Source organism: Sulfitobacter sp. HGT1, assembly GCF_013282155.1.
In the GTDB taxonomy this organism is placed as follows: domain Bacteria; phylum Pseudomonadota; class Alphaproteobacteria; order Rhodobacterales; family Rhodobacteraceae; genus Sulfitobacter.
This window is the reverse complement of the sequence record NZ_BLWI01000013.1, coordinates 83,898-96,339: the sequence shown is the minus strand read 5'-3', so window position 1 is coordinate 96,339 and position 12,442 is coordinate 83,898. Positions and strand designations below refer to the sequence as shown.

General features: G+C 55.6%; 10 protein-coding genes. 3 read left to right on the top strand and 7 right to left on the bottom strand.

Annotation, left to right across the window (positions count from 1 at the left end; genetic code table 11):
- The first annotated feature begins 134 nt into the window (after positions 1 to 134).
- On the top strand, positions 135 to 2,219 hold the full coding sequence (locus HGT1_RS15775) for a hypothetical protein (RefSeq protein ID WP_176250913.1): 2,085 nt from the start codon (positions 135 to 137) through the stop codon (positions 2,217 to 2,219).
- Here the strand turns inward: HGT1_RS15775 and HGT1_RS15770 are convergent.
- The 4 genes from HGT1_RS15770 to HGT1_RS15755 form a co-directional block, all read right to left on the bottom strand.
- Positions 2,200 to 3,300: an acyltransferase gene (locus HGT1_RS15770; protein ID WP_176250912.1), complete on the bottom strand. Its 1,101-nt coding sequence runs from the start codon at positions 3,298 to 3,300 to the stop codon at positions 2,200 to 2,202. The two genes, HGT1_RS15775 and HGT1_RS15770, sit on opposite strands and share 20 nt — an antisense overlap.
- A gap of 2 nt (positions 3,301 to 3,302) precedes the next feature.
- Positions 3,303 to 4,700: an oligosaccharide flippase family protein gene (locus HGT1_RS15765; RefSeq protein WP_176250911.1), complete on the bottom strand. Its 1,398-nt coding sequence runs from the start codon at positions 4,698 to 4,700 to the stop codon at positions 3,303 to 3,305.
- Between the two features lie 139 nt (positions 4,701 to 4,839).
- On the bottom strand, positions 4,840 to 5,763 hold the full coding sequence (locus HGT1_RS15760) for a glycosyltransferase family 2 protein (RefSeq protein ID WP_176250910.1): 924 nt from the start codon (positions 5,761 to 5,763) through the stop codon (positions 4,840 to 4,842).
- Positions 5,764 to 5,823: 60 nt separating this feature from the next.
- Positions 5,824 to 7,143 carry an HlyD family type I secretion periplasmic adaptor subunit gene (locus HGT1_RS15755; RefSeq protein ID WP_176250909.1) on the bottom strand — a complete coding sequence of 440 codons (1,320 nt, stop codon included), beginning with the start codon at positions 7,141 to 7,143 and terminating at the stop codon, positions 5,824 to 5,826.
- 201 nt (positions 7,144 to 7,344) lie between these two features.
- On the opposite strand from HGT1_RS15755, the gene HGT1_RS15750 reads away from it, so the two are divergent.
- Positions 7,345 to 8,541 carry a glycosyltransferase family 4 protein gene (locus HGT1_RS15750; RefSeq protein ID WP_176250908.1) on the top strand — a complete coding sequence of 399 codons (1,197 nt, stop codon included), beginning with the start codon at positions 7,345 to 7,347 and terminating at the stop codon, positions 8,539 to 8,541.
- Positions 8,542 to 8,543: 2 nt separating this feature from the next.
- Here HGT1_RS15750 and HGT1_RS15745 read toward each other — a convergent pair whose 3' ends face one another.
- Together HGT1_RS15745 and HGT1_RS15740 are read right to left on the bottom strand one after the other, a co-directional pair.
- Positions 8,544 to 9,764 carry a hypothetical protein gene (locus HGT1_RS15745; protein WP_217902991.1) on the bottom strand — a complete coding sequence of 407 codons (1,221 nt, stop codon included), beginning with the start codon at positions 9,762 to 9,764 and terminating at the stop codon, positions 8,544 to 8,546.
- Between the two features lie 43 nt (positions 9,765 to 9,807).
- A complete protein-coding gene (locus tag HGT1_RS15740) occupies positions 9,808 to 10,428 on the bottom strand; it encodes a polysaccharide biosynthesis/export family protein (protein WP_176250906.1) in 621 nt (206 codons plus the stop codon).
- Positions 10,429 to 10,552: 124 nt separating this feature from the next.
- Between HGT1_RS15740 and HGT1_RS15735 the strand changes: the two genes are divergently transcribed.
- Positions 10,553 to 11,515 (top strand): NodZ family protein, encoded by a 963-nt coding sequence (locus HGT1_RS15735; protein WP_255200232.1) that lies wholly within the window; start codon positions 10,553 to 10,555, stop codon positions 11,513 to 11,515.
- Here the strand turns inward: HGT1_RS15735 and HGT1_RS15730 are convergent.
- Positions 11,506 to 12,432: a glycosyltransferase family 2 protein gene (locus HGT1_RS15730; RefSeq protein ID WP_255200231.1), complete on the bottom strand. Its 927-nt coding sequence runs from the start codon at positions 12,430 to 12,432 to the stop codon at positions 11,506 to 11,508. The genes HGT1_RS15735 and HGT1_RS15730 overlap by 10 nt on opposite strands.
- Positions 12,433 to 12,442: the final 10 nt, after the last annotated feature.

Sequence of the window (12,442 nt, the reverse complement as noted above, 5' to 3'; positions counted from 1 at the left end):
GTCAGAAAACCCCCAGAGCCTTAAGATTTAGTGAAGATTAACCATGCCAACGATCAAGGTGACGCCGACGCAACGCCAATCTGCACGCTGCTATACCCCGGAGCCTGAATTGATAAGCAACAGGAAGGTTTGCCATGCAAATGACAATCGGGATCGGCACGCAGCTTGGGCAAACAGGAGTTGGCGACATCCGGACGGTGCCAGCGGTCACGCCACCGGCAGGGGTGACGGAAATTTTGTCCGATGGCTGGCGCGCAATTTATCCTGATATTGCAGGGGAAATAGCCGACCCTATTGCGGTAGAAAGACAGGGGTTTGACGGGTCAGGCGCGCAGGTCATGCATATGGAAACCATCACAATTTCCGCCCGCGTTCGCGCCCCTTACCCCAATCACGCAACCCTGACGGATGGTGATGTGGCTTTGTCGGACTATGTTTTCGCGACCGACACGGTAGCCGGCGCGACCAACACAAGCACCCGTGCCTATCCCAAACCGATCGCGATGTGGCTTAACCATGATCGCGAACATGCCACCGGACCGACCCATAGGCTTCGTCTTGCTGTCGCACATGCATTTGCGCGCCAAGGACGCCCAGTTGCTGCGGTGCAGTTTATTGCCAGTGACGGGGTTACCAGCGTCGCGCAAACAGTGTCGGCAATGACGAAGATCAGCTTTGATGCCTCTGGCCTGCATGTGCCGCATTTTGCCACTGACATGGATCTGTCCTTGTTAACGCAAGGCGCCGTTCTGACAATTGATGCAGTAATCTATCCTTGGGTCGGCGAGGCGTTTACGATTTCGCTGCACGCCGATCCTTACCCTTCCCCGAACTTGACCACATTGCGTCTGTTGAATGATCGCTCCGGTGCTTATGGAACCGCCTTTGCCTATGTCGATCCAACCGCCGGCGATGATGGGGCGGGTGTCGTTTCAGCCAACCCGGCGCATGCCGCCGCACTCCCGTTTGCGTCGATTGCGGCGGCGAGCACGGAAATTCGCGCGTTCAACTCGACCACATATGGCCGCGTGAATGATGCGGGTGGTGGCGTGATCCGGCTGGTCGAAGGGGTACACAGCTTGAGCCCGTTCAAAAGCCAAGGCAGCAGCGTTGATGTTCCCTTGATCTTGGAGGCCGCCGATCCTGCCGCGCGGGAAACGACCGTTCTGACAGATGGGGGCAGCAGCAAGTTCAACGCCATTCCAACCCTGCTGAAGATACGCAATCTGACCCTGCGCAAGACGGGCGCAAGCGTGGTGTTTCTGGACAGTGCCGCGTCATCGGCCAGCAGTCTTTTCGTGGCGGAAAACTGCATTTGGGATGCCAATAACACCAATTACTATGGCGCGTGGGTTTATCGCGTTGGTCGGTTCTTTCAAAGAAACTGTAGCATTGGTGCGGGGGGCGATCCACAGCAGGGCAACTTTTTCTCGACCGAAGCCACGATGGTAACGGCCATTGGTTGCGAGCGCTGTGCGGGGTCGATCACCTATCAAGCGGCGGGGTGTTCGGACCTGCCAGAGTTCACCTGGCGCGATGCCACAACCGCCCGGCCTGAAATGACAGGAATTTTCCTTGGCTGGAATAAGTTCTCTAACGGGACAACGACCAACCCGATTATCAGTGTCAGCGCCCCGATTGGGCCGCGTGGCCTCGCCTTTGTCGGGAATGTCGTTGAAAGTTGGGGTACGAGCAGTAATGCCGCGATCCGGTTGAATGCAGATAGCGATGCAAATCCGGCGGAAAACATCGTTGTTCAACACAACACTGTCGTCGGAGAGCGCGTCAATCTGCTGTATCTGGATGGCGCTGTGAACGTGGCTAAATCCGCACATGTTAAGTTTAATCTGTTTGAACGGCTGAATATGAAAAGCGATGTATTTGCGAGTCAAAGCGGGAATACGGGGAACTGGCCGGTCAGATACAAGGTCGGCTGGTCGTTCAATGCGATGTTGAACGGTTCAAATAACGCCACAGATTACGGGCCGGCTTCGTGGCTTGGGGAGATCGGTTCGACGGGGGAGGTGACGGGTCTTCAGCCGGACTTCGTTGCCGATCAGTCGCATCAGGGGACAAACACGGGCAACGGAGACTATGCGCCAAATGCGGGCACTGCCGTGCCGGTCATTCCGCTGGGAGCCGCTGCATATTCATTTGACCTGATGGGAAATAGTATCGGCACCGCAGCCTATATCGGGGCTATCGCCACGCCCGCCTGACGGGCCGCTGAAACGCGCCGGCCCGCACGTAGTCAAGCGCGGGCCGCTCTATCCAATGCCACGATGCAACGGCACAGAGCAGGACCATCGGCAATGACAGCGCGATGTTCAACAGTGGCCCCATTGGCCCCCAGAGCCAGATTGCGAGGCCCTGCATCGGGAATGCATAGATATAGATCCCGTAAGAATAGTCGCCAAATCTGTTAAAGCTTTTGGCAGCGCCCGATGGCGCATATCCCAGCCAAAATACCGTATAGCTGAGCGCCAATATCAGCGTCGGAAAGGCAAGGCGGGTTTCATGGCTGAGCCAGGCAATCGCCACCAGCACCAGCATGACCGGCACAGACAAGGTGATCTGACCGCGCCAGACCCAAAAGATGGTACCGACCAAAAACGGGAACGACAGCGTTTGTAACTGGATCAATCGCGGCGGCCAGTCGAACGGCAAGGCCGCCAGACACGCATAGAAAATCAACACGGTGCCAAAGGAAACGCGTGACGACAGCACGCCGGTCAGGCCCAAGATAAACAGCCCGAAATAACACGCGACCTCATGCGCCAACGTCCAGATTGACCCTTCGACTGTAGGGTAGGGCAAATCAGTGAATACGCCCGGAAGGGTATATTGCGGGGCGATCAAGGTGACGTTTCGGGCAAGAAAAGAGAAGGTGTTAGGGTCTGATAGATAGTCTAATGCGGGTAAAGTCGTCACCAAGGGCCCAAGCGTAAAGGCCACAAACACCAGCGAGGCTGCGAGGCCGGGAAACAGCCGGCCCATGCGTGCGAGGATAAAGTCCGCAGGCGAACGTGACCGCTCAAAACTCCCCGCGATCAAGAAACCGGACAGCGCGAAAAAGACATAAACGGCCAGTTCCCCCATGGTGTGACCGGTTGTGGATTCCAGCGGCTCGATGCTGTGCGGTCCAAGCGATATGGGCCATGCATGAGAGATAAGCACAGCATTGGCTGCGCAAAACCGGATCAGGTTGAAATTATTGTTCCGCCCGTGCGCGGCGGAATGCAGGCGAATTGTGGTGTTTTGCCTGAAACGGGTGCGTGTTGAATTAGATTTTAACCCCATGTTCATGTCTCCGCCATAAATCCGGTGGCGGTATTGCAGCGCAGATAGGTCATCAACTCAGCCATCGTTAGGGCAAGAACAGCCAAGCTCGCAGAAAAAAGGGCCGCAGCAGCCCCCCAGCTAAGGTGGTTAACGACCATAACGGCAGTGCCTAGAATAAGCATGGCGACGGCAAGCGGCATGAGGAGCGGCCGCAGCGGCAAGGTCTGACGACCCAGGACTAATGACAACCCGACCCCAAAACCAGCGGCTTCCCCGACGATGCCGATCCAGACCAATATCATGACATTGCCCCCGTCTTTGACGATCAGCCATGCGACCGGCAAAAGGGACACCCGCACAAGATTTGTGATAACTTCATTCTTGGTGTGGCCTGCCGCTAAGGCAACGATTGCGCAGCCCCCGGCGAAAACGCGAAACGCGTATAATGTGGCCAGCCAGACCAGCAACGGGATCGCGGCCGCGTATTTTTCCGACAGCACTGTCAGCAAAAAAGGCCCACCAAACAGCGCGACACAGACAACCATCGCGCAGCCCATGAGAATATGCGCCTGCAAGGTGGCGGTCACTAAACCTGCATAGCTGCGCGTCCCACGGGCGGCTGAAAGCTGCGGCAGGAAAAAGCTCATCGTGCTGCGCGATATCACCAAGGCCGGGGTTAGGGTTAACGACAGCGCCATCGAAAAAAGCGCCAGCGTTTCAAGGCTGAACCGAAGTGCGATGATGCTGCGTTCCCCGTGAAACACCAAGAACAGCAATGCCCCGCTTACCATCAACGGCCACCCGAACCGAAGCGATTGCTGCATCGCAGAGCGATCAAAACAAAGGCGATATGGCCGTTTTGCGACACCATGCGAGACGATGAACGAGAGTGCGGTTTGCACCAAAATTGAAAACAGCAGAACACGGTAATCACCGAACAGCTGATACAAGGGCCACACAGAAAGCAGCGACGCGGCGGGCGGCAGCAAGCCAAGGGTAACAGTCGGGCCGAACGCCATCTGGCGACCGAAACGATGCGCGTCAAAATGGGTAAACCCCAGAACCAGCGGCACAAAAGCAATCAACTGAAACGCCCAAAGCGCCTGTGGTATCCCAAAAAATGAGGCGAGGGGTGATGCGATGAGCAGCAGCAGACCTGCGCAGAAAATACCCCTTATCGCAGCAAACCCTTGCAGGCCATTTTGGAAAGACGGGCTATCACCGTCAGCCGATTGGGCCATTTGCTGTTGCAACCCCAGGGCGGTCATCATCTCGATCATGGCCAAGGTCAGGAGGAATATTGATCCCACCCCGAAATCTTCGAGACTGATCAGGCGCGACACCAAAAGAGTGCGCGCCATCATCAAGGCGGCGCTTGCGACGTTTCCGGACAGGATCAAGCCAAGGGAGCGGAACATCTTGCGCTAACCCGCTCTGACGGAGCGCATGGAAAACGGGTCAAAATTTCGTCTATTCTGCCGCTTTTCATCCGGTACAGGTTTCAAGCCCTCGTGGCGGGGCAGGGCAGGGGTTTCAGCCTTTCGCAAAGACGGTTGGTTAATTCGCATCAGTTCTGTTCCACTGGGTGACAAGGTGGCTATCAACCCCGCCCAAAATAAGATGCAGCATCCGCCTTGCGCGATAAATCCGGATCCTGACGAGGCAGGAAAATGCTTTGCCACGGTTATGCAACCCGCTGATCCTTCTGCAAAATAATATGCGCGGGATTTCAGCGATGGGTGATCCAACCAACAGCAATGCCTTGCCGATCCACCAGAATCTGCGGGCCTGTCCGCCAGCCTTTTGCAGGTCGTGAAAAATATGGCGGTCCCATTTGATCTGAAGGTCGGAGAAGCAGAGCCGTGGGGGATGGAATACCGTCATTTCAGGAAGATAATGAATGGTGTGGCCCAATCGGGTGGCCCGCTGCCCCCAATCGCGGTCTTCAGCGATTTTCAGGCCCGCAAACGGGCCAACGCGGTCAAAAACCCGTCGCCGCACCACCATATTTCCGGTGCCAGTAAACCCTTGCCGCCGGATGTAGCGATCCATTCGATAGGCAAAAATGCTTTCATATGCTTCGATCGCGGTCAGCCGTTTGGGGTCATCATAGGCGATCTGCACATCGCCGCCCAAGATGTCGACACCTTGATTCTGCAAGGCCCGTTCTGCAACGGCCAGCCAGTCAGGGGCCGGGATGCAATCGGCATCGATAAAGGCAATAATCGCGCCTTTTGCCTGTTCTACTCCAAGGTTTCGCGCCAAGCCCGGCCCCGCCAGCGGTTGGTGAAGCAGTCGGACATTGTCAAACTTTGCGCAAATACCATCGGGCGGGCGGGCAGACCCGTTATCAACCACAATGATTTCAACGGGCTGCCGCCGACCCGCATCAAGAGCAGTCAGGCAGCGCAGTAAACCCCCAGCTTGGTTAAGATGGGGGATCACGACGGTAATCTCTGTCAAGGCGCGCGCATGGTTCATCCGGTCTTAAGACATCTTTTAGGTAAAGGTTTGCTTAACGCCTGCGCCTGAATTTGAAACTTATTCCCTAAATCCGTGGCTGATTTGCGCCAACAATGGTTCGGTCAGATAGTGAAAAACGGATTTTTCACCCGTCTGAAGAAATACATCAATGGGCATTCCAGCGATCAATCGTTCGGCCTTGGGCAGCCGAGCAAGCTCGGCCTGTGGGACATCGAGGGTAACGCGATAAAAATATTCGCCTGTTAAGCGGTCTTGAACGGTTTCCGGCGACACTGCAGCAACAGTTCCATCCAATTTCGGCGCGCTCTGTTGATCCAACGCTGTCAGGGCGATCTGTGCCAGCTGGTCCTGGCGTACCTGATTTATATCGCGCGGCGGCACGCGCACCTCAAAGGAGAAACCGGCATTCTGGGGTATGATCTGCAACAGTGTATCCCCGCCACGGATCACGCCCCCAAGCGTCGTCATCGCAAGTTCATGAACGATCCCATCTGCGGGCGCGCGTAGATCCAGGCGGTCAAGCTGCGCCTGAAGGGTGAAAATCTGTTGTGTCAGCTCGTCTATTTCAACAAGCACATCGCGCAGGTCACTGGTGACTTGTTCCTGAATTGTGCGGAATTCTTGGGATGCATCTTCGGCCACCTCGTGCCGTCTGATCTTCATGCTTGCCAGCTCGGATTGCCGGGCCGCGAGATCCCCTTCCAAGATGGCCTGCCTGCGCAGCGCATCTGTCAGTTTTTCCTGTCGCGACAGCCCTTTTCCCATCAATGCATTGATATTCCGTAGTTCCTGATCCAACAAAACCTGCCGCCGTTCCAGCGATGTGATCTGCGCCAAAACCCCCTGCATCCGGGTGTCCAGATCGGCAATGCGCCCGCGCATCTGACGTCGCGACCCGATCCTAAGGTCCCTTCGGGCTTGGAAAATATCCTGCTGAAGGTTTTCAGCATCGCCTAAATAGGCGCTGAGTTCAGAAACCGGAATCCGCAGTTCGTCATAGGCGAACACCAACTGCCGCGCCCCGGTGCGTTCTGCGTGCAATCGCGCGCGCAAGGAGAGCGCCGCAGATAGATGCGTGCGGACCCGGCCAAGATTGATTTTAACAAGGGTCGGGTCCAATCGGGCAAGCACCTGACCTTTTTCAACAAAATCACCGTTGCCAACCAAAATTTCGACCAGGGCACCGCTATCAGGGCTTTGCACGGTTTTGGGTTTCCCCGCGACGCCGACTTGCCCGGTTGCGATAACCGCGCTGCTGATTTTTGTGGTGACAGCCCATCCGCCCAGAATTCCAACAAGGATAAAGACGGCGCTAAAGCCAACAGCGCTTAGTCTTGCCAGGCTCGTTTCAGGCCCTGACGGGGTATTGATCGGCATATTGGTCCTCTCAGGCAGCAGCAGGTTGTATGTGCAACACACGCCCGCTGAAATCGCCTGAAAGATGTGTCAGCTTCGCGGCAGCCAGCAGTCAAACAGAGGACTAATCCTGACGAATTAATATTAATTCGCCCCGGATTTACGAAAAATTCATTTCTTTTGACACCAATAAACGAACCTTTTCTTAACTCCGCAGGGCATATGACGACACACACAGATCGCCACATTCTGATCGTCGTCGAAAACCTGCCGGTACCCTTGGATCGCCGCGTCTGGCTCGAGGCGACGACGCTTGCGCGCGCAGGTTACGAGGTTTCTGTCATCTCGCCTATGGGGCGCGGATGGGATGCCACCTACGAGGTTATCGAAGGCGTGCACATTTATCGATACACGCTTCCGGTCGAAGCACATTCCGGCGTTCTCGCCTATGCTCAGGAATACGGTCATGCCATCTGGCAATGGTATAGGCTTGCCAAAAAGGTGTGGAAAAGACGCCGGTTCGATGCGATCCAAGGCTGCAATCCACCTGATCTGGTCTTTTTGCTGGCGCTTTTGTACCGGCACAGGGGCGTTAAATATATGTTCGACCACCATGATGTCAGCCCGGAACTATTTGAGGCCAAGTTTGGAAAACGTGGCGTGATACACTGCCTGATGTGCGTATTGGAACGGATCACTTTTCGGGTTGCTGACGTTTCAATGGCAACCAACGACAGTTTTCGCACGATCGCGATGACGCGGGGCAAGATGGACCCGTCTGATGTTTTCACCGTTCGGTCCGCACCAAAAACCGAACAATTCCTGCCCGCCACCGGCGATGTGACCTATCGCAAAGGGGCCGAAACTCTGGTCGGCTATGTTGGCGTCATCGGGCAGCAAGAAGGCATGGATTTACTGGTGCGCGCCGCCGATCATCTGGTGAATGCGCTTCACAAGGATGTGCATTTTCTGATTATCGGCTTTGGTCCGGCGCGTCGTGACATGATGCAAGATGTGACGGACCGGGGCCTGACAAAGCATTTTACCTTTACTGGTGCGCTATATGGCCCTGATCTTTTGGATGCTTTGAATGCGATAGATATTGGTGTGGCATCGGACCCTAAAAATACGATGAACGACATTTCGACGATGAATAAGGTGATGGAATACATGACCTTGCAAAAACCCGTGGTTCAATTTGACCTGACCGAAGGCCGCGTGTCGGCTGGCCCCGCGTCGCTCTATGCCAAACCCAACGACCCCATTGATTTCGCAATAAAAATTGGAACGCTGATAGACGACCCCGCGTTGCGACGCGACATGGGTAAAGCAGGGCGCAACCGTGTTCTGGACCGATTGTCCTGGGCGCATTCCGAGCAATCGCTTTTGGCGGCCTATGCACGTTTGTTTGAAAAATAGACTTAATAACGCGTTTCAAAATTGCGGGTAAGGGAAATGAAAACCTCGTTTGATCGCCCTGCACCCGTGACCGTATCGCGGATACCACGGCGGCGCAGCCCGATGTTGAATGTCGCGTCACGTGTCAATGTGCGCGCATAACTAACAGCGATTGCGCGATTCATCGTGGTTAATCCCGACAGGGTATTTCCCGCCTCTGCCCAGTCGAGGCGAAACAACAGCCGGTCCAATGGGGTCACATCCAGATGAACCCCCACCCCGAATTCTGTATTGATCTGTTCGCTGTCATCCTGATCGCTGCTTGCTAACGCGCGCTTCAGACGGGTTTCCACACCCCCGAAAGGAAGTGCGGCATGGTAGTTTAGATGCCCGATGACATGCCGGTCGCCGCCCGCAGTGCGGCCGATACCGGCACCGACCCTAAACGCCCCGTCAGGCAAGCTGATGCTCCGCTCGATCATTGCGTGCATGCGATGCCCGTTTTCCGTCGACACATACCCGTATTTGAACGCCAGCGGCCCGCTCGGACGATCAATTTGGTAAGTAGTATCAAAGCCGTAACTCTCGCGGCGGCCGGTCACTGTCTCTTGATTGAAAACGCGATAGCCCAATGTAGTGGTCAGCTGGCTGACCCTGTTCAAATCCAGCCGTGCCATCAGGTCGATCCGCTGGCGTGTGGTGCCGCTCAGCACTTGGCCGCCTTGTCCGATTGCGGTGCCGCCCTTGTATTTGACCTGTTCGCTGGCCGCCAAAATACCGAAACCCAAGGGGGCATTTTCTCTCCATTTCAGGTTTAGTTCAGCACTGAGCTGCCTGCGCCTTGCTGTCCCGATAGGAAGCGCTGGCCCAAAGGCGGTCGCGTCCATCTGAATCAAATCAGCCTCTTTCACACTGGCGTCAAAGGTTAACGAGGCATCGCGCGCCTGTCGAAAATACTGGATCGCCAAGAACGGATCGACTGCCCCATCTGCCACGCTTCCTGCACCCGCGCCCCCCGATGCGCGCAGGGACAGCCCGCCTTTCAAAGCAAGATGCTGACTGCGCGTTTCGCTAAACAGTCCAAAGCGGAAAGCGGTGCTTGTCTGGTTCAGTCTTTGCGGGTTTACCGTGTTGAGCGCCGGGTTAGAGTAGCCCTGCACCGAGGTTTCGACCGAAAGAGTCAATGCGATGCCACCCGTGCCACCGGCTTGCGCCAGATTGGTGAACAAAATCAGAATCGCCACCGTCAAAAGGCTGCATCGTATCGGGCCAATCATGCCCTGGCCTTCATTCAAACAGACGTCTTTGGGGTACAACGATCACGTCGCCATCTTGCAATGTCATCTGTGCGGCCGCAGACCCTGCTTCGATCTGTTGGTAATTCAGCGGCACGATCTTGGCCGCGCGCCGCAATTGGACGCGTTTGATCGCTGCGAATTTGGTGAACCCGCCCATCGCGGCAAAGGCTTGCAATACATTGGTATTTTCCGGAATTTCGAAATGTCCGGGTTTGTTTGCTTCGCCCATTACGAATACGGAAATCAGCTTTGGTGCCGTTGGCTGGCGCATGTCGGGTCGCCTTTCTGCCAGTCGTTCGACAGACACAAATACATTCGGCGGGTTGGCGAAACTGGCCGACAGACGCGCGGCAAGGCCCCGTTGAACCGCCTCGACGGGCTGCCCGGATATCCGCATCGTTCCGGCCATCGGCACCGAAATCCTACCATCCGGCGCGACCAGAACGGACCGGTTCAGTTCAGGGTCCTCCAGCACTTCGATCCGCAGAATATCACCCGGCCTGATATGGTAAGACTGCGCCGCAACACTGCCCGCCCCCAGGATCACGGCCACATATATCACGGTGGTCAGCCGGACATGAAAAATCGTTCGAGCAAGCAACCAACGCATGTGTTTCCTTTCAGACCTGAATCTTCCGTCACATCCAATTGACCCCGTAGGAGTTAAAGAATTGTAAACGGTTAACCATGATCTTGATCCCGACTTGAATTGGACATCGGGATGGGACGGCATTGTGGAAAAGATCCTTTTGATCAAAGGCAAAGGCGGGTTGGGCAATCGCATCCTCTCGGCGGTGTGCGGCCTTGTTTATGCGCGGCTCACCGATCGCACCCCCGTCATTGACTGGCGCGACGGCAGCTACGCCCCGATCGGGACAAATGCCTACCCCTTGCTGTTTAACACGCCAATCACGCAAAGCGCCGACGCGTTCGACGCATTTTCGGGGCCGGTTTCACCGCAAATTTGGGCTGGGAATCTGCAATTGACGCCGCAGGAAATGATCGAAAAATACGCGCCTTACAGCCATTCGAACCCCTTGGGGTATCGCAAATTTTGCGTTGATCTGGGGCGGTTGAACACATCCGATGATGTCGCGGTTTTCTGGTCGTATCTGCCAAAGTTCCGCCGCATCGCCCACCACCTGCGCCGGCATCCCGAGTTTGCCAGCAAGTCAGAGCGCCAGATCGTTGCAGATTGTCTGGGCCAGTTTTTCACACCAAATGACCATGTTCTAGGACAGGTCACCGAAAATGCCGCTAGGCTGTCAAAGCCAAGTATTGGCGTTCATATCCGCTATACGGATCGCAAGATTCCGCTGGGGCCTATCAAAACGACCCTCAGGAAAATGGTAAGACAACTCCCCGACGCGTCAATCTTTTTGGCAACGGATAACGCGGATGTTCAGGCGCAAATGGCGTCGAAATTTTCCGGTGTGCACTTTATAGACAAATACCTGCCAGCCGATGGCAGCAGGCTCCATTGGCCCACGTCCGACATTGCAAAGCTGGAAGAGGCCGAAAATGCCCTGATTGATATGTGGCTTTTGTCGCGCTGCGACCACCTGATCTATTCGCGCCATTCGACGTTTTCGGTCACCTCGTCCTACTTGGGGAATATCCCTACGTCGCGGTTACATGACGTTGATCGCCTGACAGCTTCCGTTGTCGCAAAACGTTGGATTCAGGCCTATGCGTAACCTGCCAACCACTCGGCCCGCCGCGCCCAAACCACCTGCCAATGATGCGCCGTTTCACGCAGTCGTGCATTGCGAGAGATGGTTAACGGGCGGGTACCAAAATACCGAAGCGCCCCCCATAACCACATCAGGAAAATACCGCTGCCGATTTTCCAGCGAGGCCAATGATCCCGTATCAGTGACGCGCGTGATTTCATGACGGAAATCGTCTTTTCCTCATTTCGGGTGGTCGATGCGCCGACGTGATGGGTGATCTGGGCGTCAGGGGTGATGGCAGGCAGATACCCAAGTTTGCGCGCACGCAGGCACAGATCTGCATCCTCTCCATACATGAAGTATTTTGGCCGGAACCCGCCAAGTTGCTGCCAAAGCGGTCGCCCGATCATCAAGAAACACCCCACGACAATATCGACTTTGCGGATACTGTCCCTTTGCCAGCCGGTGTATTTCTCGGGGTTAACCATGTCCGATTCCGGCCAAAGGGTCGTCAGACCGATTGCCCTGAAAAACAGGCTCCTGACAGATGGTGCCGCCCAGCAGGACGCGATGTTCAAAGACCCGTCGGCAAACACGGTCCGCCCGCCCCAAATCCCTGTTTCGGGATAGGATTTTGCAAATTTGACCAGCGCATCGACAGCCTGCGGGTGGGTTTCCGTGTCGGGGTTCAACAGCAAGAAATAAGGCGTGGCGCATTCAGCCGCGACCACATTATTCGCCATCGCGAACCCGATATTTTCGGCCGATGCGATGACCCGCACTTGTGGGAAAGCAGCCCTTATTCTTGCGACTGAATCATCCCGTGACGCGTTGTCAAACACGACGCAGTCAAACACGGTATCCTGCGTATTGGCATATAGGGTTTCGACCGCTTTCAGCGTCAGGTCAGCCGTGTTGTAACTTATGATAATGACAGTCAATTCGGCAGTC

Bases quoted from the DNA above. Each gene is read 5' to 3' on its own strand.
- HGT1_RS15775 (WP_176250913.1), top strand. From the start codon at position 135: ATGCAAATGACAATCGGGATCGGCACGCAGCTTGGGCAAACAGGAGTT.
- HGT1_RS15770 (WP_176250912.1), bottom strand. From the start codon at position 3,300: ATGGGGTTAAAATCTAATTCAACACGCACCCGTTTCAGGCAAAACACC.
- HGT1_RS15765 (WP_176250911.1), bottom strand. From the start codon at position 4,700: ATGTTCCGCTCCCTTGGCTTGATCCTGTCCGGAAACGTCGCAAGCGCC.
- HGT1_RS15760 (WP_176250910.1), bottom strand. From the start codon at position 5,763: ATGAACCATGCGCGCGCCTTGACAGAGATTACCGTCGTGATCCCCCAT.
- HGT1_RS15755 (WP_176250909.1), bottom strand. From the start codon at position 7,143: ATGCCGATCAATACCCCGTCAGGGCCTGAAACGAGCCTGGCAAGACTA.
- HGT1_RS15750 (WP_176250908.1), top strand. From the start codon at position 7,345: ATGACGACACACACAGATCGCCACATTCTGATCGTCGTCGAAAACCTG.
- HGT1_RS15740 (WP_176250906.1), bottom strand. From the start codon at position 10,428: ATGCGTTGGTTGCTTGCTCGAACGATTTTTCATGTCCGGCTGACCACC.